20 protein-coding genes are annotated in these 24,578 nt (G+C 70.7%); 14 read left to right on the forward strand and 6 right to left on the reverse strand.

Translation table 11 applies throughout. The features are described 5' to 3' along the window. Window positions 1–34: 34 nt before the first annotated feature. Both D7X32_RS09725 and D7X32_RS09730 read right to left on the reverse strand, forming a co-directional pair. On the reverse strand, window positions 35–3,142 hold the full coding sequence (locus tag D7X32_RS09725) for an efflux RND transporter permease subunit (RefSeq protein WP_120602237.1): 3,108 nt from the start codon (window positions 3,140–3,142) through the stop codon (window positions 35–37). A 19-nt stretch (window positions 3,143–3,161) separates the two neighbouring features. After that, the gene (locus D7X32_RS09730; RefSeq protein WP_120602238.1) at window positions 3,162–4,340 is read right to left on the reverse strand and encodes an efflux RND transporter periplasmic adaptor subunit; all 1,179 of its coding nucleotides are present in this window, start codon (window positions 4,338–4,340) and stop codon (window positions 3,162–3,164) included. 454 nt (window positions 4,341–4,794) lie between these two features. Here D7X32_RS09730 and D7X32_RS09735 point away from each other — a divergent pair, with 454 nt between their 5' ends. The 4 genes from D7X32_RS09735 to D7X32_RS09750 all read left to right on the forward strand — a co-directional run bounded on the left by D7X32_RS09735 (window position 4,795) and on the right by D7X32_RS09750 (window position 10,044). Continuing rightward, on the forward strand, window positions 4,795–6,045 hold the full coding sequence (locus D7X32_RS09735; protein ID WP_120602239.1) for a tellurite resistance TerB family protein: 1,251 nt from the start codon (window positions 4,795–4,797) through the stop codon (window positions 6,043–6,045). A 175-nt stretch (window positions 6,046–6,220) separates the two neighbouring features. After that, complete coding sequence (locus tag D7X32_RS09740; RefSeq protein WP_120602240.1) at window positions 6,221–9,178, forward strand: cation-translocating P-type ATPase; 2,958 nt, start codon at window positions 6,221–6,223, stop codon at window positions 9,176–9,178. Next, window positions 9,175–9,414, forward strand: a complete 240-nt coding sequence (locus tag D7X32_RS09745) for a hypothetical protein (RefSeq protein ID WP_120602241.1) — start codon at window positions 9,175–9,177, stop codon at window positions 9,412–9,414. The genes D7X32_RS09740 and D7X32_RS09745 overlap by 4 nt, the downstream gene beginning before the upstream one ends. A gap of 9 nt (window positions 9,415–9,423) precedes the next feature. Next, window positions 9,424–10,044, forward strand: coding sequence for an HMA2 domain-containing protein (locus D7X32_RS09750; RefSeq protein ID WP_120602242.1), 621 nt, complete (start codon window positions 9,424–9,426; stop codon window positions 10,042–10,044). A gap of 54 nt (window positions 10,045–10,098) precedes the next feature. Here D7X32_RS09750 and D7X32_RS09755 read toward each other — a convergent pair whose 3' ends face one another. From D7X32_RS09755 to D7X32_RS09770, 4 genes are all read right to left on the reverse strand, one after another. Next, window positions 10,099–11,607, reverse strand: coding sequence for an aldehyde dehydrogenase family protein (locus tag D7X32_RS09755; RefSeq protein ID WP_120602243.1), 1,509 nt, complete (start codon window positions 11,605–11,607; stop codon window positions 10,099–10,101). 229 nt (window positions 11,608–11,836) lie between these two features. Continuing rightward, entirely contained in the window at window positions 11,837–12,670 is an 834-nt protein-coding gene (locus tag D7X32_RS09760; RefSeq protein WP_120602244.1) for a hypothetical protein, read from the reverse strand. 222 nt (window positions 12,671–12,892) lie between these two features. After that, complete coding sequence (locus D7X32_RS09765; RefSeq protein ID WP_171446304.1) at window positions 12,893–13,804, reverse strand: RluA family pseudouridine synthase; 912 nt, start codon at window positions 13,802–13,804, stop codon at window positions 12,893–12,895. 91 nt (window positions 13,805–13,895) lie between these two features. Continuing rightward, entirely contained in the window at window positions 13,896–14,714 is an 819-nt protein-coding gene (locus tag D7X32_RS09770) for an SDR family NAD(P)-dependent oxidoreductase (protein WP_120602245.1), read from the reverse strand. A gap of 164 nt (window positions 14,715–14,878) precedes the next feature. Here D7X32_RS09770 and D7X32_RS09775 point away from each other — a divergent pair, with 164 nt between their 5' ends. The 10 genes from D7X32_RS09775 to D7X32_RS09820 all read left to right on the forward strand — a co-directional run bounded on the left by D7X32_RS09775 (window position 14,879) and on the right by D7X32_RS09820 (window position 24,574). Further along, complete coding sequence (locus D7X32_RS09775; protein WP_244238932.1) at window positions 14,879–15,424, forward strand: DUF2378 family protein; 546 nt, start codon at window positions 14,879–14,881, stop codon at window positions 15,422–15,424. 30 nt (window positions 15,425–15,454) lie between these two features. Continuing rightward, complete coding sequence (locus D7X32_RS09780; protein ID WP_120602247.1) at window positions 15,455–15,961, forward strand: SgcJ/EcaC family oxidoreductase; 507 nt, start codon at window positions 15,455–15,457, stop codon at window positions 15,959–15,961. Window positions 15,962–16,110: 149 nt separating this feature from the next. Then, window positions 16,111–17,058, forward strand: coding sequence for a 3-hydroxyacyl-CoA dehydrogenase family protein (locus tag D7X32_RS09785; RefSeq protein ID WP_279635570.1), 948 nt, complete (start codon window positions 16,111–16,113; stop codon window positions 17,056–17,058). Next, entirely contained in the window at window positions 17,055–17,654 is a 600-nt protein-coding gene (locus D7X32_RS09790) for an MPN domain-containing protein (RefSeq protein ID WP_120602249.1), read from the forward strand. The genes D7X32_RS09785 and D7X32_RS09790 overlap by 4 nt, the downstream gene beginning before the upstream one ends. Before the next feature lie 377 nt (window positions 17,655–18,031). Then, a complete protein-coding gene (locus tag D7X32_RS09795; RefSeq protein ID WP_158625649.1) occupies window positions 18,032–18,940 on the forward strand; it encodes an ABC transporter ATP-binding protein in 909 nt (302 codons plus the stop codon). After that, window positions 18,937–19,746, forward strand: a complete 810-nt coding sequence (locus D7X32_RS09800) for an ABC transporter permease (RefSeq protein ID WP_120602251.1) — start codon at window positions 18,937–18,939, stop codon at window positions 19,744–19,746. The genes D7X32_RS09795 and D7X32_RS09800 overlap by 4 nt, the downstream gene beginning before the upstream one ends. Further along, window positions 19,733–20,983 carry an aminotransferase class I/II-fold pyridoxal phosphate-dependent enzyme gene (locus D7X32_RS09805; RefSeq protein ID WP_120602252.1) on the forward strand — a complete coding sequence of 417 codons (1,251 nt, stop codon included), beginning with the start codon at window positions 19,733–19,735 and terminating at the stop codon, window positions 20,981–20,983. The genes D7X32_RS09800 and D7X32_RS09805 overlap by 14 nt, the downstream gene beginning before the upstream one ends. After that, on the forward strand, window positions 20,980–21,891 hold the full coding sequence (locus D7X32_RS09810) for a nucleotidyltransferase domain-containing protein (protein WP_120602253.1): 912 nt from the start codon (window positions 20,980–20,982) through the stop codon (window positions 21,889–21,891). Before D7X32_RS09805 ends, D7X32_RS09810 begins: the two co-directional genes overlap by 4 nt. Continuing rightward, window positions 21,888–23,588, forward strand: coding sequence for an alpha-amylase family glycosyl hydrolase (locus D7X32_RS09815; protein ID WP_120602254.1), 1,701 nt, complete (start codon window positions 21,888–21,890; stop codon window positions 23,586–23,588). The genes D7X32_RS09810 and D7X32_RS09815 overlap by 4 nt, the downstream gene beginning before the upstream one ends. Next, window positions 23,585–24,574, forward strand: a complete 990-nt coding sequence (locus D7X32_RS09820) for a nucleoside-diphosphate kinase (protein ID WP_120602255.1) — start codon at window positions 23,585–23,587, stop codon at window positions 24,572–24,574. The genes D7X32_RS09815 and D7X32_RS09820 overlap by 4 nt, the downstream gene beginning before the upstream one ends. Window positions 24,575–24,578: the final 4 nt, after the last annotated feature.

The raw sequence follows: 24,578 nt of genomic DNA on the forward strand, positions 1-24,578 counted from the left end.
CCCGTGAGCACGGGTCCCAGCCCCTTCGCCGCCTCTACGTGGCGGCGTCGTGCTGCTCCCGGAGCGCCACGGCTTCACTGGCGGCCACGGTGCGCGTCTTGGCGATGAGCAGGTAGATGGCCGGGACGAAGTAGAGGGTGAAGAGCGTGCCGAGCGCCATGCCCGTCACCAGCACCAGCCCGATGCTGTTTCGCGCCGCCGCGCCCGGTCCCGACACCAGGACCAGCGGGAAGTGGCCCGCGACCGTGGCCACGGTCGTCATCAGGATGGGACGGAGCCGTTCGGCCGCCGCTTCCTTCACCGCCTCGAGCTTCGACTTGCCCTCCTCCTGGAGGCGGTTGGCGAAGTCCACGATGAGGATTCCGTTCTTCGCGATGAGCCCCACCAGCGTCACCAGACCCACCTGTGAGTAGATGTTGAGCGTGGTGGTGAAGCTGTCCGTGAAGTACGGCATCGTCGGGTTCGGCATCCGCAGGAACGTGGTCGTCAGCGCGCCGAAGAGCGCCAGCGGCACCGACCCGGCGAGGATGATGAGCGGATCCCGGAAGCTGTTGAACTGGGCCGCGAGCACCAGGAAGATCAGCACCACCGCGAGCCCGAACGCCGGGGCGAACGAGTCACCCTCCAGGCGAAGCTGCCGGGACTCGCCCGTGTAGTCGATGCGGTAGCCCGCGGGCAGGATCTTCCCGGCCTCCGTCTCCAGGTAGGTGAGCGCCTCATCCAGCGGGCGGATGGCCACGCCGCTGAGCTTCACCGCGTTGAGCTGCTGGAAGCGGTTGAGCGACCGGGGCGCCACCTTGTCCTTGAGGGACGCGATGGCGGACAGCGCCACGAGCTTGCCGTCGGGGCCGGTGACGTGGATGTCCTTGAGCTGCTCAGGGGTGAGGCGGGAGGTGCGCAGGACCTGCGGGATGACCTTGTAGCTGCGGCCGGCGATGTTGAACCGGTTGACGAAGTTGCCGCCCACGGCGGACCCCAGGTCCATGCCCACGGTGCCCAGGTTCAGGCCCAGCTGCGCGACCTTCTCACGGTCGACCTCGACCTCCGACTGGGGCTGGTCCAGCTTCACGTCGATGATGGGCGGGAAGGCGAACAACCCGCTCTGCGTCGCCTTCTCCTGGAGCTGCTGCGCGAAGCCCAGGAGCTCCTCCGCCTCCGCCGTGGAGGCGATGACGAACTCCACCGGGAAGTTGCCACCGCCCGGCAGCGCGGGGGGCTGGAGGGCGAACGTCTGGACCGCCGGGATGGTGTTCACCCGCTGCTGCGCCTCCGCCAGCACCTGCGCCGCGGAGCGCTGGCGCTCCTTGAACGGCTTCAGCACCAGGCCCCAGAAGCCGTTGCTCGGCTGCATGATCTGGAAGTTGAAGCCGGCCTCCGGCATCTCCATCAGCAGCTCGCTCACCTTGGTCACGGACGGCTTCAGTTGATCCAGGGTGGAGTTGGACGGAGTGCTGACGATGCCGATGACGAAGTCCTGGTCCTCCACGGGCGCAAGCTCCCGGGCCGACTGGCTGAACATCATCAGCGCGAGCACGCTCAGGAAGATCCACGCCGCGTAGACCGGCCCGCGAACCAGGAGCGAGCTGTCCAGGGAGCGGGCATACGCGCCCCGCAGGCGCGCGAAGCCGCGGTTGATGACGCCCGCGAACCCCTGGTCCTCGTGGCCCGCCTTCAGGAGCACGGAGGACATCATCGGGGAGAGCGTCAGCGCCACCACGCCTGACAGCGTCACCGCTCCGGCCAGCGTGAGCGCGAACTCGCGGAACAGCGAGCCCGTGAGCCCGCCCTGGAAGGCGATGGGCGCGTAGACCGCGGCGAGCGTGAGGGTCATGGCGATGATGGGGCCCACCAGCTCCCGCGCGCTCCTGAGGGCGGCGTTCACCGGGCTCAGTCCGTCGCGCAGGTGGCGCTCCACGTTCTCCACCACGACGATGGCGTCGTCCACGACCAGGCCTACCGACAGCACCACCGCGAGCAGGGTGAGCAGGTTCACCGTGAAGCCGAACACCTGCATCAGGAACACCGTGCCGATGAGCGACACCGGGATGGCCACCAGCGGCACCAGGATGGAGCGCACGGACCCCAGGAACAGGAAGATGACCAGCACGACGATGATGAGCGTCTCGCCGAGCGTGCTCACCACCTCGTCGATGGCGTTGCGGATGTAGTCCGTGCCGTCGAAGGCGACGCCGCCGTGGATCTGCTCGGGAAGGTCCTTCTTGAGAGAGTCCATCTCCTTGCGGATGCGCTGCATGACGTCCAGCGAGTTGGCGTTGGGCAGCGACCAGATGCCGACGAAGACCGCCGTCTTCCCGTTGAGCGTCACGTCGGTGTCGTAGTCCTCGGCGCCGAGCACCACGTCCGCGATGTCCGACAGACGGACCACCGCGCCGCCGTCCTTGCGGACGATGAGCTGCTTGAACTCCTCCACCGAGCGCAGGCTGGTGTTCGCCGTGAGGTTCACCTGGACGAGCGAGCCCTTCGTCTGGCCCACGGCGGCGAGCGCGTTGTTGGCGGCGAGCGCCTGACGGACCTGGATGGGGCTGACGTTGAGCGCGGCCATCTGGTCCGGCTTCATCCACACCCGCATGGCGAACGTGCGCGCCCCGAGGATGTCCGCGCGCTGCACGCCCTCCACCGAGGACAGCCGGGGCTGGACCACGCGCACCAGGTAGTCGGACAGCTCGTTCAGCTCCAGGAACTCGGAGGTGAAGTTGAGGTAGGCGATGGCGAACTGGCTGTCCGCGGACTCGATGCCGATGACCGGCACCTGGGCCTCGGGCGGAAGGTCGCCGCGGACCTGATCCACCTTGGCGCTGATTTCACTCAGGGCGCGGTTGGAGTCGTAGTTGAGCTTGAGCCGGGCGCGGATGATGGAGACGCCCTGCGTGCTCGTGGACTCGACGTAGTCGATGCCGTCCGCCGCGGCGATGACGCGCTCCAGCGGCGTGGAGATGAAGCCACGGACCAGCTCCGCGTTGGCGCCGACGTAGACCGTGGTGACGGTGATGTCGGCGTTCTCGCTGCGCGGGTACTGCCGCACGTTGAGGGAGCGCAGGGCCTGCAGGCCGGCGATGATGATGATGAGGTTGACGACCAGCGCCACGACGGGGCGCCGGATGAACAGGTCGGTGAAGTTCATGGGTTCGCTTTCTGCGTCCCTACGGGTTCACCGGCTGGGGTGCGGCCTCGACGGGCGGCGCCAGCGCGTTGTTCACGACGACGGCCGCGCCGTTCTTCAGCTTGAAGACACCGCTGCTGACCACGGTCTGCCCGGGATTCAGGCCGGACGTCACCGCGACGTAGTCGCCCCGGCGCTCGCCCAGCCGCACGAACTGCTGCCGCGCCAGCAGGGCCGCCTTGCCCGCGGCGTCCTTGCCCTCGGCGATGGTGAACACCGAGTCGCCATAGGGGGCGAAGAGCACGGCGGTGGCGGGAATGGCCACCACCTGCTGGCTGGCGTCGGAGAGCACCTCCACGCTGGCGAACATGCCCGGCAGCAGCCGGCCGTCCGCGTTGGGCACGGTGGCGCGCATGCGCACGTTGCGCGAGGACAGCTCCACCTCGGGGTTGACGGTGGTGAGGTCCCCCTCCCAGGACTCGCCCGGGAACACGTCGACGTGGAGGCGCACCTTCTGGCCCTGCTTCACCTGGGCCAGCGCCTGCTGGGGAAGCTGGAACTCCACCAGGGCGGGGGTGGTGGACTGCAGGGAGGCGATGGGGTTGCCCGGGGAGACCAGCTGCCCCAGCTCCACCTGCCGGATGCCGATGCGGCCATCGAAGGGCGCGCGGATGGTCTTCTTGGCGATGAGGGACTTCAGGTGCGCCACGGCGGCGGAGGCCTGGATGGCCCGGGCCCGGACGGCATCGAGGTCCGACTGGGTGTTGGCGCCCTGGGCGTGAAGCTTGTCGGCGCGATCCTTGGTCAGCCGCGCGAGCTCCGCGTCGGCCTCGGCGCCGGTCAGCTGGGCCTGCTCGCTGGAGGTGTCGAGCTGGACGAGCACCTGGCCCTTCTTCACCGAAGCGCCGTTCTCGAAGCGGATGTCGGTGATGACGCCCGGCAGCTCCGCGCTCAGGGTCACACCCCGCAGCGCGAGCACCGTGCCGACAGCGCTCCGCGCCCCCTGCCAGCCGAAGGCCTCCGCCTTGGCGGACGTGACGGACTCCGGCGGCGGCACGAAGGTCTCACCGGCCTTGATCATCGCGATGATCTGGCCCGCCTTGACGGCGGCGAGCCCCACGAAGATCGCGAGCAGGAGCAGCACGCCGATGACCCACCGTTTGGCGCGGCTGGCACGGCGCGGGGGGGAGAGGGGGACTTCGAGAGAAGGGGCATCCATCGTGGGCACTCGAACGGGCTGGCGGGCGCAGCCGTGTCAGGGATTGCGCAGCCCTGTAGCCGAACCGCCCGGTGTTTGCGCCCTTGAAAGTACCATTTGGTTGTGGACACTCAACGTCGCGACCCGGCCCAGGGGGTTGGTCAAGCGGACCCGTGACTCGCACGTCACGGGCCCGCCCCGACGCGGAGCCCCAGGCGCGCGGCCGGGGGCGTCCCTGGCGTGTGGGTGCGCATCCTGGATGTATGGGTTCAGGAGGAGGAAGCCATGCTCGCGCATGTTTCATGACCTCTGGGCACGGCGGCAGGGGGGCATCGCGGGTGGGGGCCTTCGAGGGACTGTTCCCCTGGCACCGGTGCCTGCCTGGGCTTGTGTGCGTGTCCAACGTTCTCGCGAGGCGATGACACACGGGAATGCAGGGGCCGGCCCTGATGGGGCCAGTCCTCGAGGAGGCACCATGACGGAGACGATGGAACTGGCTCCACGAGAGCGCGGGGAAGGGGCGGCGCTCCTCCAGCGCTCCTGGCAGCTGGTAGGGGCGCTGACGCACGAGCTCTCCCCCAGGGACCTGCGCACGGGGCGCTGGTTCACCAAGCTGCTGGCCACCTACCTGCGGCACTACGACGCGCACCGGCTGCACCGGGCCGCCGCCGCGAAGGGGACAGGAGCGGACACCACCGAAGCCATCATCCGGCGCGCCTGCGGGGCCGCCTTCCTCTCCGGCGCGGGGAGCGGCTCGGTGACCTCCGGAATCACCGCGGTCTCAGTGGACGCGGGCGTCCCCGGGCTGGTGGTGGGCATCCCCGCCGCGGGGCTGGCCGTCACGACGGAGATGGTCGTGAATGCCCTCATCAACCTGCGGATGGCGTGTGACCTGGCCAGCGCGTTCCAAGTGCGCTTCGACCCGGAGGACCCCTCCGACTTCTCGCGCCTCTACGCCATCACCCGCGGCCAGGGAGCACACGACGAGGACGCGGAGGAGGACCCGCTCGGCCTGGGGCGCGTGGAGCACCTGGCGCGGGCGAAGGCGACCGACCTGGGCGAGGACCTGGGGGCGAAGTTGTTGGGCGAGAGCGTGTCGCGCAACCTCGTGCCCTTCCTGAACGTGGTGACGTCCTCCGTGGCCAACTGGCGGCGCACCCGGCGGCTGGGCGGGTCCGTGCTGGGGTACGTGCGGCTGCGCCGCGCGCTGGAGGACGCCGACACCGCCATCCGCCGCGTGGCCCCGGAGGCCGTGAGCCTGCTGCTGGAGAGCGCCTGGTTCCTCTTCGTCTCCGACGGCCGCCTCAGGGAGGAGGAGTCCGCCGTGCTCGCCCACCAGCTCGCCCGGCTCACCCCGTCACGGCGCCGGGAGACCACGGACCGCTTCGTGGAGGATGCCTCCGCGTGGCTCAAGCGCCTGCGCTCGGCGCCGGCCAGGGCGCGCGAGGTCCTGATGTGGTCGCTGAACCAGCTCTCCGCCGCGGACCTCACCGTGTCCGCCCCCGAGCGGGACCTGCTGCGCAAGGCCGCGGAGGCCCTGCACACCTCCATGGACAGCGGGCACCTGGACACGCTGGCGCGGCGCTACCGCACGGAGGGCGTGACCCACGCGTTCGCCGCCCCGGCGAGAGCCGCCACGCGGCCCGCACGCAAGCCGGCCGGCCGCAAGGGCGCGCGGGCTCCACGGGCGGCGAAGGCCCAGGAGACGCCAGCGCGCCTCCACTGAGCCCCCACCCCTTCCCTCCAGGCCCTGCCTCCAGGCCCTGGAGGTCGAGCGGGGTGTTGACAGGTGGAACGGCCAGCGCGCGGGTGTCACCCCATCATCTTCCCCCGGCGCGCCGGGCCGCCTTGTCCGGACGGGCCGCCATTCCCACCTCTCAGGCCAGGTCGGGGGGCGGCGCATGGTGGTGTTCCTCATGGACGGACAGGCGGCGCCCGCGAGGGTGGTCCGCCACTCGACCGCGGCGCGGCGGTTGCGTCTGGAGATCCCCGGCCTGCAGTGGAACCGCGTCCTCGGGGAGCGGCTGGAGCGCACCTTCGCCACCTGGCCCGGCATCCAGGACGTCAGCGCGGAGCCCCGCACCGGCCGCCTGCTGGTGCGCTACGCGCCGGAGGCCCCGCTGCTGGCCCGGCTGCTCCAGCAACCCGACGAGCCGGTCGCCTGGCCCGCCCCGCACCAGGCCCGCCCGGTGCGGGGCACGCGGAGCGCGCCCCGGGAGCCGTGGCACGCGATGACGGTGGAGGCGGTGCTGGCCCGGCTGGACGGCACGGACCAGGGACTCACCTCGGAGGAGGCGGCGCGGCGGCTCAAGCACTACGGCCCCAACCTGGTGGTGACGGAGAAGCCGCGCTCGCGCCTGTCCATGCTGGGCTCGCAACTGGCCACCGTGCCCACGCTGCTGCTGGCGGGCTCGGCGGGGGCCTCGGCGCTGGCCGGAGACGGGGTGGAGGCGACCGCCATCCTCGCGGTGGTGGGGCTCAACGCGGGCATCGGCTACCGCATCGAGCGCCACAACCAGGAGATGCTCGCCTCCTGGCAGAAGCTGGAGGCGGGCGCGGCGCAGGTGCTGCGCGGCGGCGTCCTCCTCATGGTGCCGGCGGCGGAGCTCGTGCCCGGGGATGTGGTGCTGCTGCGCGCGGGGGACGTGCTGCCCGCGGACGTGCGCGTGCTGGACGCGCACCGGCTCTCCGCGGACGAGGCGCCCCTCACCGGCGAGAGCGAGCCGCAGGCCAAGCAGGCGGCGCCCGTGGATGCGCGGGCGCCGCTGGCGGAGCGGACGTCCCTGCTGTTCGCGGGCACCTCGGTGGCGTCGGGACATGGGCGCGCCCTGGTGGTGGCCACCGGGGCGGACACGGAGCAGGCGCGCGTGCGGGAGCTGGTGGCCCAGGAGTCCGCGCCCCCCACGCCGCTGACGCGCAAGCTGGGCCAGCTCGACCGGCGCGTGGCGGTGGCCTCCGTGGGCGCGGCGGGGCTGTCCGCCCTGGTGGGGCTGGCGCACGGCCGCTCCGGGGCCCAGGTGCTGCGCGGCGCGGTGGCGCTGGGCGTGGCGGCGCTGCCAGAGGGCCTGCCCCTGGTGGCGACCGCGGCGCTGGTGCGCGCCATGCAGCGGCTGTACGCGCGCGGCCTGGTGGTGCGGCGCGTCTCCGCCGCCGAAGCGCTCGGAGGCGTCACCGTCATCTGCACCGACAAGACGGGCACGCTCACCCGCAACGAGATGCGGCTGGACGTGCTGGACCTGGGGGACGGGGCCCTGGACCTGTCCTCGCTGCGCCCGAGGCCCGACGCCGTGCTGGAGGACCCACCCACGCTGGCGCTGGCGCTGGGGCTGCTCAACAGCGACGTGGACGTCCACCGCAACGGCAAGGAGCTGGCGGTGTCCGGCAGCTCCACGGAGAAGGCGCTGGTGGACGCCGCGCACGCCGCGGGGATGGACGGGGCCGCGCTGCGTCGCGCCTTCCCTCGCTGCCACCTCCTCGAGCGCTCCGAGGGCATCCACTACGTGGTGAGCGTCCACCGCGCGCCCGGCTACGGCATGGTGGCCTTCGTCAAGGGGGCCCCCGAGCAGGTGCTGACCCTGTGTGAGCGGGACCTGAAAGGGCCGCTGGACGCGCGCACGCGGGAGCGGCTGGCGCGGCGCAACGACGCGCTGGCGGCGGACGGGCTGCGGGTGCTGGGGCTGGCATGGCGGAGGCTTCCCGGAGACGGAGGACACGCGCCCGCGGACGGCTACACCTTCATCGGTTTCGTGGGGTTGAGAGACCCGCTTCGAGAGGGCGCGGCGGAGTCGGTGCGCAAGGCGCGCGGCGCGGGCATCCGCACGGTGCTGCTGACGGGAGACCAGCCCCGCACGGCCGAGGCCATCGCCCGGCAGGTGGGGCTGGAGGGCGACACGCTCACGCCGGGGACGCTGGCGCGGATGCTCGAGCTGCCGGGCGACGAGCTCGCACGGAGGCTCGAGCGCACGGCGGTGCTGGCGCGCGTGACGCCGGAGAACAAGCGGGATCTGGTGAAGGCGCTGCGCGCGCACGGAGAAATCGTCGCCATGGCCGGAGACGGCATCAACGACGCCCCGGCGCTCCAGGCGGCGGACGTGGGCGTGGCGGTGGGCGTGCGCTCCAGCGACATGGCGCGCGCGGTGGCCGACGTGGTGATGTCCAGCGAGGACCTGCGCAGCATCATGTCCGCGGTGGGCGAGGGCCGCATCGTCCAGGACAACCTGCGCCGCGCGCTGCGCTTCCTCTTCGCCACCAACCTCTCGGAGATGACGCTGGTGCTGGGCGCGGGCCTCCTCGGGCTTCAGGAACCGCTCACGCCGCTGCAGCTGCTGTGGATCAACCTCCTCACGGACACGCTGCCGGGAATCGCCCTGGCCATGGAGCCGGGAGACCCGGCCGTTCTCGACCGGCCGCCCGCGCCGCCAGGGATGCCGCTGCTGACGCGCCCGGCGGTGCGGCGCGTGGTGCGGGACGGAGCGCTGATGGCGGGCGTCGGAGGGCTGGGGCTGGCGCTGGGCGGGCCGCCGCTGGCTTTCGGGACGCTCACCGCGGTGCAGCTGGGCTACTCGGCCGTGTGCCGGGCGCCAAGGCAGACGCGGCGCCATCTGCCCGCGGACGGCGAGTGGCGCCTCCCCGCCTTCATCGGAGGGGCCGCGGCCGTGCACGTGGCGGCGCTCACCCTCCCCCCGCTGCGGCGGGTGCTGGGCCTTCCGGCGCCCACGGCGCTGACGTTCGGCGGGCTGGCCGTGGGCCTCGTCCTGCCGGCCCTGATGGGCACGGTGCCCGCGTGGAGCGGCCAGGTGCGGCGCCGCGAGGCAAGGCCTGTGACTGATGCAACTTCCCCTCCGGAGGCAACGCCGTGAAGTTCGACCTTCCATCCTTTCTCATGGGCTATGGCGCGGGAGCGGGCACGATGCTGCTGGGCAAGCACCTGCGGCCCCTCCTCATGGAGGTGGCCACCGCGGCCTACCGGTTCGTCGACAGTGTGGCCGCGCGCGCCGCCATGAAGCAGGAGGACCTCGAGGACCTGCTGGCCGAGGCGAAGGCCCGCGCCCGCGGCAGCGAGCGCACGCGCCCGGTGGGCGAGGCCCAGGCCTAGGGAGTGGACATGCCGCGAGCCATCTACGTCATCCACGCCTCTCCGGGGCGCACGCGCCTGCGGCTGCCGTGGTTGCGGCACGACGCGAAGCAGGCCACGTCCCTGGCGGACGGGCTGATGCGGGTGGAGGGCATGCACGAGGTCCAGGTGCGGCCCTACACCGGCAGCGTGCTGTGCATCCACGCCCCCCAGGACCTGGGCGTCGAGGGCGTGCTGGAGGAGGTGCGCCGGCGCACCGGCGTGGACGAGGTCTTGCGCCCCGGCGAGGAGCCCGCCGAGGAGGAGGGGGCGCTGCTGCGGGCCCTTTCGGAGGGCAGCGGCGTGGCGCGCGCGGCCAGTCAGTTCTTCAAGGGCGTCAACCTGGACCTGCTGCGTGCCACCGAGGGGCGCATGGACCTGGGCGCGCTGGCGGCCCTGGGCTTCGCGGTGGCGGGCGCGGCGGAGGTGGCCGTGACAGGCAGGATGTCCCGCCCGCCGTGGTTCAACCTGGCCTGGTGGGCCTTCCGCACCTTCGCCACCCTGGAGGATGTGGCCATCCGGAACACCGCCCCCCCGGTGCGCAACAACGGAGGCAACGCCGCGGTCCCGCCCGGCCCGGGCGCCGCCAGGACGCCCGGGCACGACGCATGACTTGAACCCCCCGGACCGCTGGGGGACGGCTCCTGGCGACGCGCTGGGCCGGCTTCAGTCCGGCCAGTTGCCTTCGAGAGGATGGGGGCCGCCGGTGAAGGCGCGCACCAGGTGGGTGCCGCCGACGAAGGCGCCCGCCCACGAGCCTCCCCTGCCGCCGAAGGACTCCTCGCGGTCACCGCGCGAGCGCAGTGCGTTGATGCCGACCTTGAAGGCGTGGAGCCGCGAGGCGATGCGCTGGGCGAGCTCGGGGTCGTCCGTCGCCACCGAGGCCACGAGCGCGCCGTTGGAGACGTTGGCCTCCCGCACCAGCTCCTTCTCGGAGTCCACCGACACCAGGACATCGACGGGACCGAAGGGCTCGCGCAGGTAGAGCTCACTGTCGCGCGGGACGCCGAAGAGCAGGACGGGCGGCAGGTACGCGCCCCGCTCCTGTCGCGAGGTGAAGGCGTCTTCCGCCAGCTCGCCCTGATGCAGCACCGCCGTGCCCAGCGCTTGCGCTTCGGCGATGAGGGTTCGGAGCTCCTCCGCCTTGCTGGGGGAGATGAGCGGCCCGAAGTCCACGTGCGCGCCCAGGACCGGATTGCCCACGCGCAGCGCCGACACGGTGTCGACGTACGTCCGGACGAACCGCGGGACGAGCGACTTTTCGACGACCCACCGGGTGTAGGCCGTGCAGCGTTGCTTGCCGAAGTCGAAGCCCGCTCGAATCTGTTTCGCGAGCGCGTCCCAATCCGTGAAGTGCGTGATGGCGTAGGCGTTCACGCCCTCCATCTCCAGCGCGTAGCGCTTGTCCGTTTCGCGCAGGCGGCGGTGGACCTCCGCGCCGTTGGCGCGGCCGCCAATGAAGGCGACACCCGCGATGCGCGGGTGGCCCACGAGCGCCTCGGAGAGGTCCCTGCCGCGCCCGCCGACGAGCGAGACGGGAAGGCCCGCACGGCGCAGCAGGGCGAAGGCGAGCGTGAGTGAGACACCGCCGCCCTGGGTCGGAATCTTCGAGATGACCGAGTTGCCCGAGAGCGCCTGCACGAGCACGTTGAGCAGCAGCACGGAGAAGGGATAGTTCCAGGAGGCGATGTTCGACACGAGGCCGAGCGGCTTCCGGCCGTCGAGCATCGGGCCCATCCGTTCCAGGTACCATGCGATGCCCGCGAGACACCGGTCCACGTCGTTGGAGGCCGTGGGCAGCGTCTTGCCGATGTCCCACGCCAGGATCCGCACGAGCAGGTCCCGGTGCGCGTGAAGCAGCACCACCGCCTCCACGACGGCTCGGGCGCGGTCCTCGAGCGGACGGGCCGCCCAGGGTGCGAACTCCGCCGCTGCCTGCTCGACGCCCGCGGCCACCTGGGCGGCACCGAGCAGCGGCAGCTCCGCGATGACGCTGCCGTCGATGGGTGAGCTGGCATTGAACCAGGCAGGCGGCTGGATCCACCTTCCTGCGATGGGTGAGAGCAGCCGCCCCTGGGCGTCGAAGGCTTCCGGGATGGCCCGCCGGGCTTCGGCCAGCAGGCGTCGGCTGTCCAGGTGAAGCAGGGGTTCGCCAACGGCTTCGGTATTCAGCACGGGTGTCCCTCCTCGCGCAGTGGATGCGCTCCGAATCAGTTGAAACCCGGCTCATGACGAGCCGCGGCATGAACGCAATATCGTCATGCGCGTTCCATCTGTCTGGAGAGGCAGGCAGGGGGTCGCGCGCTCCGAGGGTTCGGACACGCGTCGTGAAGAGCAACGGCAGGCAGGCGCCTGGGGCGGGCGGGAGCCGAACGCCCCCGCCCGCCCCTGCGGCGCCCGGAGCTCAGCAGTCCAGTGAATACGACTGGGTGTTGCCGTTCGGCCCGGTGACAGTGATGTTGTTGGATCCGTTGAACGACGAGGAGAACGTCCCGTCGCTCGTCTGCGTCGTCACCGACCCCGCCGAGGGGCACTGGTTGGCGCAGCGCTGGTAGCCCGAGACGGACGTCGTCGAGGTGAGGCCGTTGCGCGTGCCCGTCGACTGACTGTCCAGGGTGAAGCACCCGCTGCCCGCCACCCACGTGAGCGTGCTCTGGGACGATCTCGTGTCGAAGCGATCCGGCGAGAAGCTGTTGGAGGTGATGGTCACCTGGCGCTGGTTCCCGTTGGGAGGGGCGCCGGCGATCTGCATGGAGAGGTTGAATGGCGCTCCGTTGATGGTGAGGTTGGAGGAGGTGGCATTGATGGAGAGCTGCCCCTGGTTGTCCGCGAGCACCAGCTGCACGTTGCCGGAGATCTGCTGGATCACGACCGGCGCCGCGCAGTTGTTGAAGGTGTAGTTCACCGTCGCGCCCGACGCGGTGGCGGTGGCGCACCCGGCGGGTGTGAAGGTGGATGAGGCGTTCGCCGCGAGCTGTGCGGCCGCCGCGTTCACGTCGACGGGGGCCTGAGGCTGCCCGCTGCCGGTGGACTGAGGCAGCACCCTGCCAATGCTGTAATACCAATAGCTGTAGACCGGATCGACCCAGGCGTAGCTCCACGCCGCGTCGTACGACCCGTAGTACGGATCGTAATAGGCGGAGTCGTAGTAGTACGGGTCGTAGTAGGCGTCATCGTCCTCGCAGCCAGTGATTGCGAGCAGCGACAAGAACCCCAGCGCCCATTTCATCTTCTTCATCTTGCCCCCATCCTGTTTGTCTTCTGACCGCGTGCTCACCGAACGGTGGGCGTGCAGGGCCGACCGATGCACCCGAGTCCTCTCGGGCGGGTCGGAACCGGGACGAAGGTGGAAACAGGGAGCCAGCGTAAGAATTGGCCCAAGGACCAGCCCGAGTGCGGGCTGGCGGTCATTGGCGTCACGTGCCGCGGATCCCGAGAAGCGGGGCGTGGGAAGGGAACGTCAGTCCCCGGGGGTCCTCAGCCCGAGAGGCGGTGGCGCGTGCAACCGCAGGCGTTCCCCCGACAGCGGGTGGGTGAAGGCGAGCGTCTCCGCGTGGAGCAGGTAGCCACCGTCTCCAGGCAGGCCGGGCGAGTGCTCGCGTGGCAGCCCCCCCGCGGCGAACAGCGGGTCTCCGGCGAGCGGGTGGCCGATGAACGCCAGGTGGATGCGGATCTGCTCGGGACGCCCCGTGTGGATGTGCACTTCGAAGAGCGTGTGGCCGGCACGCCGCTCCAGCACCCGGGCGCTGCTGCTCGACGCCTTGCCCTGGGGGTTCGCCCCGTGCACGGTGCCCAGCAGGGGATGGGGCACCAGCCCGATGGGCGCACGGATGTCGTAGTGATCCTGCGCCGCCAGCCCATCCGAGAGCGCGCGGTAGCGCTTCTCCACGTCGCCCTCGCGCCAGTCGCGCGAGAGGCGCGCGGCCGCCTCGCGCGTGCGGGAGAAGAGCACGAGCCCCGAGGTCGCCCGCCCCAGGCGGTGCAGCGCCGAGGCCTCCGGCCAGCGCTTCCTCACGAACGAGAGCAGCGTGTTCTTGAGGAAGCCGCCCGAGGGAATCGTCGGCAACCCGCTCGGCTTGATGACCGCGAGAAGCATCTCGTCCTCGAGCACCAGCTCGAAGCTGTCCGGCGTCTCCCCCTCCTGCCAGGGCGGGCGGTGCCAGCAGAGCACCTGGCGGGCGCGCAGCACTTCGTCGCCGGTCGCGGTGACGCCATCCAGCTGGACCTCACCGCGCAGGAAGCGGGCGCGCCACTCCGCTTCGGAGGAGTGGCGGTACGTGTCCGTCAGGTAGGCAAGCGCACTGCGCCCGGCGCCGGCTTCAATCTGCTCGCGGTACACGTAGCCGTCATTCAGGCCGGAATTGGACGTCACCCGTCCATCCTATCGCGGGCCTCCGCCAGAAGCCGCCGTGACGGACACCCGCGGGCAGGCAGGCGTCCGGGGACCGCGAGCAGGGGAAGGCTCAGCCTTCCACGGGACGGGTGAGGCCCAGGGTGTCCGCGTAGCTGTGCAGCCCGCGAATGTGATTGCCACCATCGACGGCGAGCGTGTCGCCGGTGATCCACGACGCGAGGTCGCTGCAGAGGAACGACACCACCTTCGCCACGTCCTCCGGCTCGCCACACGGCTTTCCGAGCGGCGTGTGGGCGAGGAACTCCCGCCCCATGGCGCCCTTCATGAGGCCGGCCCCCTCGGCCAGGGGCGTGCGGATGGCTCCCGGGGCCACGACATTCACACGAATGCCGTACCGCCCCAGCTCCGAAGCCGCGACCTTCGAGAAGTTCGCGAGCCCCGCCTTGGAGGCGCAGTAGTGGGCGAGCCCGTCCGTCACGGCCGTCTGATTCAACGAGGAGATGTTGACGATGGAGCCCGGCTGCTTCGCGGCGACGAGCGCCTTCGCGAGTGCCTGGGTGAACAGGAAGGGCCCCTTGAGGTTGATGGCCAGGATCTGGTCGAACTCCTCCGCCGGCAGCTCGAGGAGCGGGCGGAGGGTGGCCGACCCGGCGTTGTTCACCAGGATCCCCGGGAGGCCGAACTCACGCGTGGCCACCTCGATGGCCCGCGCCACGTCCTCCGCGCGGACCACGTCTCCCGCGAAGGGCACGGCCCGAGCGCGCCCCTCCATCACCCGGTTGAGCTCGCTGGCGGCCGCCTCCACCTTCTCCGGGGTCCGCCCGAAGAGGAGGACGTTGGCTCCGTCCCGCATGAGGCGCGCGGCGATTCCCAATCCAATGCCCTGCCCCGCTCCCGTCACGATGGCACTGCTCGATATCAGCTTCATGGTGGCTCCTGTGTATTTCACGGACGGTGTGATCCTACTTCAGGGAACCGTGGGCCCGCTCCACCCGTGCCTTCACGCCGTGCGCGAGTGCATTGCAGGGGCAATCCAGGGATGCTCCCGCACGTCCTGTCCCGGTGGGACGGCCGCAGGGGATGGGTGCCGCGTTGAGTGAAGAGATCGTCTATCGCCATGCCATCGAGGGGCTGTTCCTGCGCTCCGTGGGGAAGCGCCTCACGCCGGAGCTCAAGGACCGGCTGCGCGCCATTGGCCTGGACCTGGACGTGAAGCTTCCGCACCACACGCCCCGCCGTGTCTTCGCGGAGGCGCTGGCCATCACCGCGCGATACCTCTATCCGGAGCTGGATGCACAGGAGGGCTACCGGCGGCTCGGGACGGGCATCATCACCGGGCTGGAGCACACGCTGCTGGGCAAGGCGCTCGTGTCGCTGTGGCCCATCTTCGGGCCTGACCGGGTCCTCTCCCGCATGCAGGAGAGCTTCGCCACGGTGAACAACTATCTGAAGACCGAGCTCATCACCCACGGCCGCGCGAACCACACCATCCGGGTGAGCGAGTGCAACGGCAACCCGGGCTACCTGATGGGCATCATCGAAGCGGGGCTGACCCGGGCCGGCGCGAAGCACGTCCGCGTCGAACCCTTCAACTTCGACGGCCACGCCTGCGCCTACCGCGTGCGCTGGGACCCGTGAGCGCGGGCTTCCTCATGGCAGACTGCGGCCATGACACGCTCTTCTTCTTTCGCAGTCGTCGCGGCGCTGAGTCTGGTGTTGGTGTCCACGGCGTGCACGCCCGCTGATCATGCCCAGGACGAGCAGGACCTCCGCCAGCTGGTGAAGGCGCAGACCGAGGCCTGGAACGCCCACGACGCGACGGCCTGGACGCGGGACTTCGCGGACGACGCCGACTTCATCAACATCGTCGGCACGGTGTTCCAGGGTCGCGCGGAGATTGAAACGCGCCACGCCGCCATCTTCGCGAGCATCTTCAAGGCCAGCCACGCCGAAGTGACCGTGCGCAAGATCCGCTTCCCCAGCGAGGACACCGCCGTGGTGGACACGACGCACGAGGTCACCGGCCACACGGGCCTCCCACCGGGAGTGCAGAACACCGAGGAGGGGCTGCTCCGCACGCAGATGCGGTATGTGCTCAAGCGCACCCAGAAGCAGTGGCGCATCGTCGCGGGCCAGAACACCGACGTGAAGCCGGTCCCCAAGCCCGTGCCCTAGATGATGTGGATGAGCGCGTGCCCCTCCCTGGCTCGTGAAAAGGCACGGCGCGTCACGCATGGGCCCTGGACAATTGCAGCCACCATTCAAGTGATTGCCATGCGTGCGGCGGAACGCCACGCTTTCGCCGCATGGGACACAAGCGGCTGATGCGGGTTGGCGTTGTCGGTGGTGGAGCCATGGGGTGCGGCATCGCGCTCGAGCTCGCCATCGCAGGCAGGCAGGTGGTGCTCTTCAACAGAAGCGCGGACAGCAGCGAGGCGGCGCGCGTGAAGCTGGAGCGCGATGCGGCGCTGCTGGTGGAAACGGGGTTGCTCGCCGCGGAGCGCTGCACCGCCGCGGTCGCGCGCATCCGGCGCACCACGGTGCTCGCCGAGGCCGCCGTGGACCAGGACCTGGTCATCGAGTCCATCCCCGAGGACCTGGCGCTCAAGCAGCAACTCTTCCGCGAGCTGGACCGGCTCGCATCGCCGGACACCCTGCTCGCCACCAACACCACCGCGCTGAGCGTGACGGCCATTGCCCGCGACTGCGCGCGGCCCGAGCGCGTCCTCTCCGCGCACTACTACCTGCCCGCGCACCTCGTGCCGCTGGTGGACGTCATCCCCGGAGAGAAGACCTCGCCCGGCGCGGTGGAGACGGTGCGGCGATTCCTCGAGGAGCTGGGCAAGTCGCCCGTGGTGTTCGCACGGGACGTGCCGGGCTCGGTGGGACCGCGCCTCCAGCAGGCGCTCATCGGCGAGGCCTTCCGGCTGGTTCAGGAGGGTGTGGCCACGCCGGAGATGGTGGACCGCGTCCTCACCCAGGGCATCGGGCGGCGCCTGGGCGCGTCCGGCGTCTTCGACCGGATGGACCTCGTGGGGCTGGACTTCATCACCGGTGTCCTGCGCGGCTCCGGACGTCCGGTGCCGCCGGTGCTCGAGAAGAAGGTGGACCAGGGCGAGCTGGGCCTGAAGACGGGCCAGGGCTTCTACCCGTGGACGCCGGACAGCGCCGCGGCCTTCGAGGAGCGCATGGCCCGCCACCTCATCACCCAGTTGCGCGAGGACCGGGCCACGGGCCGCTTCCGCACGCCCACGCCGGAGTCCGGCGAATGAGTTCCGACGTCGTGTTGATGGATCCGGAGGCGCTGTCGGGCTTCCTCGCGGACGCCATCCGGGAGTACACGGCGTGCACGCCGGAGCTGCCGCCCCGAAGCTGGGCCGTGCTGCTGGGGCGCTTCACGGACGACGCGATGCACGTGGAGCGCGTGGGCTTCGCCGCCAACATCCGCGAGACGGATGACAGCGTGCTCCAGGAGTTCGACGCGACCATCATCCCCCGCTTCGGCGCCTGCTATGCCAACGGGCGGCGCGGCTTCTGGTGTGAGCCCCACGAACTGCTGCGCATCACCACCGAGGCCGAGGCAGAAGGGCTGGAGGTGCTCGGCTCCATCCACCTGCACCCGGACTGGCATCGCATCGGCCCGCCCCACGAGCGCGGCCTGCGCGTCAGCCAGGAGCCCACGCCCATGGACCGGCATCTGTTCCAGGGCAGCGGCTGGCCCCTCAACATGATCCTCTACCTGGAGCGGCGCGAGGGCAGGCTCTACCACTCGTTGGGAGCGTGGGCCCCACCCTCCGACACAGAGCCCGACGCCAGCTGCCGCGCGCTCGCCATCCGCCTGCGCACCCCGGCAACGGTCGTTGAGTAGATCCATCCCTGGCGACCCTCTGGATGGCTTTGAACCTGCGACCCCGCCTGGCCGCGCGACCCGATGGCTTCGCGACCGCCTGGGTCGCGGTGCCTCCCGCAACCGGTGACGCCGCTTTCGCTTCCGGCGCGAGAGCAGGCTCCGACTTCTTGTCGCATGCGACACCGCGGAGGCGAGCAGGACGTATGAGATTGGGAAGGCTTTCCATGCGCACTCCGTGACGAGTACGGCCGCGTCATCTTCGACGCGGGGTGCTGACGCTGGATGTCAGACCATCTCTGTAGAAGGTCATCCCGACGATGACCGACAAAAACACTTTTCCTGAAAAAGCAGATTTTCAGGATCCAATCAAAACACCTGGGCGTCTTCGTCAATCCATGGGGACCGCGCACGGAACCGTCCTGCTCTCCGCGGAGCGGCTTTCGTTCGCCTTCACCCCGGGGACGCCCGTGCTCCGCGATGTCTCCCTGCACCTGAAGGGAGGAACATCCGTGGGGCTGCTTGGGGCCAACGGCGCGGGCAAGACGACGCTGCTGGGGGCGCTCACCGGCACCCTGCGGGGAACGACGGGCGGCTCGGTGCGGCTGGACGTGGGAGGGCTGCCCGCGCGCCGTGCCATCGGGTTCGCGACGCAGGCCATCGCGCTCTATCCCGTGCTCACGGTGGAGGAGAACGTCGGGCACCTGGCCCGGCTGTTGTTGGGGCGCGGGGAGGCGAAGGCCGCCATCGAGCGGACCCTGGAGGAGTTCGCGCTGGGTCCCATTGCCCGCACGCGCGTGCATCACCTGTCAGGGGGGCAGCGGCGGCTCGTGCACCTGGCGGCGAGCTTCGTCCATGCGCCGCCCATCCGGTTGTTGGATGAGCCCACCGTCGCGCTCGACTTCGAGGCTCGCCAGCTGGTGGTGCGCCGGGTGCGCGCCTGGCGCGAGGAGGGCGCCGCGGTGCTGGTCACCGCGCACTACCCCGAGGACATCGAGGAGCTGTCCACGGAGCTGGTGCTGCTGCGGGACGGAAAGACGCGCGACCTGGGCGCACTGGGAACGGTCCTGTCGAGCCAGGCGCGCACGCTGTCGTTGCGTGGCGCGCGTCCCGTGTCTCCGCCCGCCGATGCTTCGTGGGAGCTCACGCTCGCTACCAGCAGCCTGGAGGAGGTCCGCTCGAAGCTGGGCGAGGTCCCCTCCGATGTCCACCTGTCCGAGCTGCGCCTTTCCGGCAACCGGCTCCGCGACATCCTGCTGAGGGACCCGTCCCTGAGCGCCTTCGCCCGGGAGTCGGAAGGGCCATGAATCAAGACATCGCTTCCAGTGACGCCTCCGCGCCCAGCGGCGTGGCGGGCTTTGTCAACGTGGTGCGTTGCTACGCACTGACGGAGTGGCGGGTGCTCGCACGCGAGCGCACAGCCATGGTGTTCATCTTCATCCTGCCCGCGGTGCTCTCCGCCATCCTGGGCCCGGCGGTGTCGGGGCTCGACGCGGTCCCGGGCGCCATGGGCCGGGCCACCATCGGCTTCGCGGTGATGTTCAGCTACATGGTGGTGACCTACTCCGGTCACGCCTTCTACCGGGACTTCTGGTACCACACCGACGGCAGGCAGGCGTTGATCCGCCCCTCCCGGCTCGCGTTCGCCATGGGCAAGGTGCTGCCCGCGTGCGCGATGTCGTTCGTGCAACTGCTGCTCTTCACGGGCTTCGCGGCGGTGTTCCTGGGCCTGCCGCTGAACGGCGACGTCCTCCAGATAGCCCTCACCGGCGCGGCGCTGGTGACCAGCGGTTCGGCCCTGGGCTTCCTCCTCTTCGCCATCACACGCAGCACCGCCACGCTGTCCAACCTCTCCTACCTGGTGCTGGTGACGTTCAGCGCGGTGGGTGGGGCCATCGTCGCCACCGAAGCCCTGCCGGGTTGGTCTCGCACGCTCGGCTACGCCACGCCGCACTACTGGGCCCTGCGCGCGCTCAACGAAGCCACCTTCGGCCAGGGCCGCTGGAGCGTCGTGCTCCAGAGCACCGCCGTCATCCTCACCTTCACCGCTGTCTGCGCGACCGCCGCGAGCCTGGCGTTCGACTTCCGGAACCCAAAACATGACACGACCTGAACAAGACACGGCGGGCCGCCCTCGGGCACCCGTCATCCAGCGGCTGCTCGGAGACCCGCGCGTGGCGCAGGCCCGCCTGGGCAAGCGCATTGGCCGCCTCCCCTACTTCACGCGCGTGGAGTCGGCCACCGCCCCCATCACCCGCATGGAGGGCCGGGACATCCTCAACTTCGGCTCCAACAACTACCTGGGGCTCGCGAACGACCCTCGCGTCATCGCCGCCGCGCAGGAGGCCTCGGCCCGCTGGGGCGCGGGCGTGACGGGCTCGCGCCTGCTCAATGGCAACCTGGCGCTCCACGAAGAGCTGGAGGACGCCCTGCGGCGCTTCTATGGCCGCACCGGCGCCATGGTGTTCTCCACCGGCTACGGCGCCAACCTGGGCCTGATGAGCTCGCTCCTGGGCCGCAATGACCGCGCCTGGGTGGACGAGGAGATGCACGCCTCTGTCCTGGACGGGGTGTGGCTGGCGCGCGCGAACATGAAGCGCTTCGGCCACAACGACCCGGAGCACCTGCTGGCCCAGGCGAAGGACGACACCGCCTCCGGTCTCTGCGTCGTGGAAGGCGTCTATTCCATGCGCGGAGACCGGGCCCCGCTGCGCCGGTTCCTGGAGGTGTGCCGCGAGACGCGGCTGGCGCTCGTCGTGGACGAAGCGCACGGCCTGGGCACGGTGGGGGCGCGGGGGCTGGGCACCGTGGAGGAGGACGGCGTCGTCCAGGACACGGACTTCATCACCATCACCTTCTCCAAGAGCCTGGGTTCCTGCGGCGGCGCCATCATCGGGGACAAGGATCAGATTGAAGCGCTGCGCGTCCTCACGCGGCCCTTCCTCTTCACCGCCGCCAACACGCCGGCCTCCGTGGCCGCGGCGCTGTCCGCCCTGCGCATCCTCCAAGAGGATCCGGGGCTGGTGGCCCAGTTGAAGGAACGGGTGCGCTCGCTGCGCGAGGCGCTGGCCGCGCGCGGGCTGCGGCCCATTCCGTCGGACGGTCCCATCGTCAGCGTGGAGGTGGGCGCGGACTTCGACACGCTCCAGGCGTGGAGGCTGCTGTGGAATCGGGGCATCTACGCCAACCCGGTCATCCACCCGGCCGTCCCGGCGGGCCACGGCCTGCTGCGCCTGAGCGTGATGCGGACGCATGAGGAGCAGATGGTGCGCACCGTCGCGGACGCGTGCGCGGACGTTTTCTCGGACTTGCAGCTGTCCCAAGAGGGACGGGGGAAGGTGGCATCATGAAACGCACGCATCAGCTTTCCAGTGGTCAACCGCTCACCACGCAGACGCTTCGCGCCCACGGCGTGGACGTCGAACGCATCCTGTCGGAGCTGGTCAGCGACCCCGCCTCGTGCGGCGTGTTGCTGACGGGTTCGCTCGCGGCCGGCAATGGCACGCCCAGTTCGGACGTGGACCTGATGGTGCTGGTGCCACACCGCACGTCGCTCATCTCCACGAAGGAGGGCGTGCGCTTCAAGAACAGCCGCTTCAGTGAAGCGCTCCAGTACTGCGACGGCATCGAGGTCAACATCGAGCTGGCGGAGCGTGGCCGCGTCGCGGAGATCATGACGTGGATGACGGCCATCGCGCCGGCGCTCTACAAGCCGTCCGAGCTGAAGTTCATCCCCATCATCGACGGCCCGGAGCTGCGCTTCCTGCACCGGCTGCGCACGGGGCTTCCGCTGATGAACCCGAGCCTGGTGGCGAGCTGGCGGGACGAGTTCCTGGTGGAGCTGCTGCCCACCTACCTCACCGTGCGGCACTTCATGGAGGTCCACGAGTACCTGGAGGACGCCATCGGCCACCGCGCCGTCAGCGAGGAGTCCAGCCGGCACGTGGCGCGCATCGCGGTGGAGGAGGGGCTCGTCTCCATCCTCGCGACCCTGGGGGTGACGAGCGCCGCGCGCAAGTGGCTGCTCATCGAGTCGCGCAAGGCGATGGCCACCGCTGGTGAGGTGGACCGGGGCCTGCTGGCGGAGGGGCTCTCCATCCACGCGGACTGCGCGACGGGGCCGCTGGGGGAATGCCTCAATCGCATCGAGGCGCTCCACCAGCGCATGGCCAAACGCATGTCGACGGAGCCAGAGCTGGCACGCGCGGTGGAGTTCTTCCAGGGCAGCATCGACTACGTCATCGAGCACCAGGGATGAGCACCTCCGGGAACACGGCGACCCCAGTCCACGCCCCCGCGAGGGCACGGCTGGGAGACGCGCTGGGACAGCTCTACGGAACGGAGCGCGCGGAGGCGCTCGTCCGGGAGCTGGCCCCAGCGGCGGAGGGCGTCCGCGCGCGCCTGAAGCCCGGGCGCGCGGCGGTGCACGCGCGGCCCGCGGTCATCGCCGTGTACCCGGACCACGTGCTCGACGGGGGCCTGGCTCCGCTCGCGGCGCTGCGGCGCTTCCTCGAAGAAGAGGTGGGCGGTGTGGGGCCGGCCCTGCTGCATGTGCTGCCGCCCTATGTGTCGGACGGGGATGACGGCTTCGCGGTGGTGGACCACCAGGCCGTGCATCCGCGCCTGGGGGGATGGGAGGACCTGGAGCGGCTGTCGGAGGTGGGCGGCGGGCTGATGCTCGACCTGGTGATGAACCACGTGTCCACGTCTCACCCGGCGTTCCGGGACGTGCTGCGCGGGGAGGGACGGCCCGGGGACTTCCACCTCTTCTCCGAGCCACGGGCCATCGAATGGGGCACGCGGGTGCGGACCTCTTCCATCCTCCAGCGCTTCGATACGGGGACCCGCGCGGTCTGGGCGTGGTGCACGTACGGGCGCTCACAGGTGGACCTCAACCACGGCTCGCCGGACGTCTTCCTGTCCATGGCGGAGACACTGCTGCGGCTGGTGGAGGCAGGCGCGCGGGTCGTGCGCCTGGATGCCATTCCCCACGTGTGGAAGCGCGTCCCCGGAGGTCCGCACCAGCCGGAGGCGAAGCTGCTGGTGCGCGCGCTGCGCGCCGTGGCCGACCTGGTGGACCCTTCGGTGCGCCTGCTCGCGGAGACGGACCACCGCTCCGGAGCGCGGTGCTACCTGGGGGAGGAGCTGGCGCAGCACGACAACCACCTCGCGGTGCCGCTGCTCGTCTTCGCGGCGGCGCTCGCGGGCGAGTCCGGTCCGCTGGTGGACTGGGTGAACGCGTCCGCGGCGGATGCGCACGGCCGTGACGGCTACGCCTTCCTCCAGACGCATGACGGCGTGCACCTGCGTCCCATGGATCCGCCGCTCGACGCACCCACGTTGCGGCGGGTGATGGAGCGGATGGAGCGTGCCGGCGTCCGGGTGTCCCACGCGGACGTGGGAGGCGAAGCGCGGCCGTACGAGCTCAACAGCTCCCTGCATCGCATCTTCTCCACTGAGGCGGGGCTCGACGTCGAGCGCTACCTGGCCGCGCACGCGCTGCTCTTCGCGCTGCCCGCCACGCCCTGCCTCTACTTCCCCACGCTGTTCGGGCTGCCGGACGCGGTGGGCGTCGAACCCTCCAACCCCCGCGCCGCGAACCGGCACCGCTACGCGGATGGCGCCCTGCGTGCGTGGGTCCGGCAGCCGGTGCACGCACTCATCCTGAAGTCGATGATCAGCCTCATCCGCCTGCGCGACCAGACGCCCGCGCTGCGGGAGGACCGCGGCTGCGAGGCGCGGATGCCAGCGCCCGGGGTCCTGCACCTGGCGCGAGGCCATGGCCGTCAGCCCCTGCATGTCCTGGTGAACTTCGGCGCGGCCCCCGTGTCCGTCCCCGTGCCGTTCCGGGAGTGGAAGGACCTGCTCGGCGGGCGTCAGGGGCAGGGAGACGTCCTGCTCGCGCCTTCAGAAGCGCTGTGGCTCGTGGAACCCGGCAGTGGAGACCCCACATGAGAAACCTTCCCAGTGTGTCTGGCCTCGTGGAGGCCTTCGGCTCGCGTCCGGGGAGCGAGGAGTTCGTCTTCACGTTCTTCGACCCGTACGCCATCGGGCTCGGGCTCGCGGAAGAGGCGCTCGCGTTCCTGGAGGGCGAGGGCTTCCGCGCCGTGGACCGGCGCTTCGTCCAATACACGCAGAGCAGCATCGAGGCGGTGTACAGCCCCAACCGTCCCATCGCGCTCGACAAGACATGGGCGGTCCCGAGCGAGGTGTACCTGCTGGAGTCCTCCTGCGCGCTCATCCTCCGCACCCCGGGCCGGTCGGCCTGCGCGGCGTTCAAGTCGCTCAAGGGGTCGGCGGATCCGCGCAAGCGCTCACCGCTCCACCTGCGAAGCCGGCTCCAAGCCCCGACGCGCGCGCTGAGCCTCATGCATTCCTCGGACGACACACGCGCCACGATTGAAGAGGCCGCCACGGCGTTCGATCCCCGTGAGCTGCGCATGATCCTGGAGTCAGAGGGACGTCCCACCCGGCGCGCGGGCTCCGCCATCCAGCAGTTGCCGGGGGCCGTCGTGGGGCGGGCGTGGCGGCCTTCGCCCATGGAGTTCCTGGTCCGCCTCCGCCTGCGCCTCGCGGAGGAGGTGGAGCTCGTCGCCCCCTGGCCGGAGGAGTTGGTTGCGCCGTGGCGTGAGGCCGCGAACGAACTGGAGGGGCTCCGCTCCGAGCCCTCGGAGTCCCGCGAGGTGTACCTGCGCGTCGTGGCGCGCGAGGCGGCGCTGGTGGACGCCGCGGTCCAGGCGGGGCTTTCGCATCCACGCCGGCCCGGGATGTTCGACTACCGCGTGGAGCCAGCGCTTGGCGCCACGGTGCTGGAACTGCTCCATCACCCGGCGCTGTACCGCGAGACGGACCTCACGCGGCTCATCGGTCCGCTGGGGGCGCTAATCCGCAACGCCTACGAGCGCGTGCTCCTGCGCAGCGCGCTCCAGGAGTTCGAATGAACCC

Source organism: Corallococcus carmarthensis (genome assembly GCF_003611695.1).
Classification (GTDB): domain Bacteria; phylum Myxococcota; class Myxococcia; order Myxococcales; family Myxococcaceae; genus Corallococcus; species Corallococcus carmarthensis.

What these genes read in the sequence shown, in the direction of transcription:
- D7X32_RS09725 (WP_120602237.1), bottom strand. Translation starts at nt 3,142, where the DNA reads ATGAACTTCACCGACCTGTTCATCCGGCGCCCCGTCGTGGCGCTGGTC.
- D7X32_RS09730 (WP_120602238.1), bottom strand. Translation starts at nt 4,340, where the DNA reads ATGGATGCCCCTTCTCTCGAAGTCCCCCTCTCCCCCCCGCGCCGTGCC.
- D7X32_RS09735 (WP_120602239.1), top strand. Translation starts at nt 4,795, where the DNA reads ATGACGGAGACGATGGAACTGGCTCCACGAGAGCGCGGGGAAGGGGCG.
- D7X32_RS09740 (WP_120602240.1), top strand. Translation starts at nt 6,221, where the DNA reads ATGGTGGTGTTCCTCATGGACGGACAGGCGGCGCCCGCGAGGGTGGTC.
- D7X32_RS09750 (WP_120602242.1), top strand. Translation starts at nt 9,424, where the DNA reads ATGCCGCGAGCCATCTACGTCATCCACGCCTCTCCGGGGCGCACGCGC.
- D7X32_RS09760 (WP_120602244.1), bottom strand. Translation starts at nt 12,670, where the DNA reads ATGAAGAAGATGAAATGGGCGCTGGGGTTCTTGTCGCTGCTCGCAATC.
- D7X32_RS09770 (WP_120602245.1), bottom strand. Translation starts at nt 14,714, where the DNA reads ATGAAGCTGATATCGAGCAGTGCCATCGTGACGGGAGCGGGGCAGGGC.
- D7X32_RS09780 (WP_120602247.1), top strand. Translation starts at nt 15,455, where the DNA reads ATGACACGCTCTTCTTCTTTCGCAGTCGTCGCGGCGCTGAGTCTGGTG.
- D7X32_RS09785 (WP_279635570.1), top strand. Translation starts at nt 16,111, where the DNA reads ATGCGGGTTGGCGTTGTCGGTGGTGGAGCCATGGGGTGCGGCATCGCG.
- D7X32_RS09790 (WP_120602249.1), top strand. Translation starts at nt 17,055, where the DNA reads ATGAGTTCCGACGTCGTGTTGATGGATCCGGAGGCGCTGTCGGGCTTC.
- D7X32_RS09795 (WP_158625649.1), top strand. Translation starts at nt 18,032, where the DNA reads ATGGGGACCGCGCACGGAACCGTCCTGCTCTCCGCGGAGCGGCTTTCG.
- D7X32_RS09800 (WP_120602251.1), top strand. Translation starts at nt 18,937, where the DNA reads ATGAATCAAGACATCGCTTCCAGTGACGCCTCCGCGCCCAGCGGCGTG.
- D7X32_RS09805 (WP_120602252.1), top strand. Translation starts at nt 19,733, where the DNA reads ATGACACGACCTGAACAAGACACGGCGGGCCGCCCTCGGGCACCCGTC.
- D7X32_RS09810 (WP_120602253.1), top strand. Translation starts at nt 20,980, where the DNA reads ATGAAACGCACGCATCAGCTTTCCAGTGGTCAACCGCTCACCACGCAG.
- D7X32_RS09815 (WP_120602254.1), top strand. Translation starts at nt 21,888, where the DNA reads ATGAGCACCTCCGGGAACACGGCGACCCCAGTCCACGCCCCCGCGAGG.
- D7X32_RS09820 (WP_120602255.1), top strand. Translation starts at nt 23,585, where the DNA reads ATGAGAAACCTTCCCAGTGTGTCTGGCCTCGTGGAGGCCTTCGGCTCG.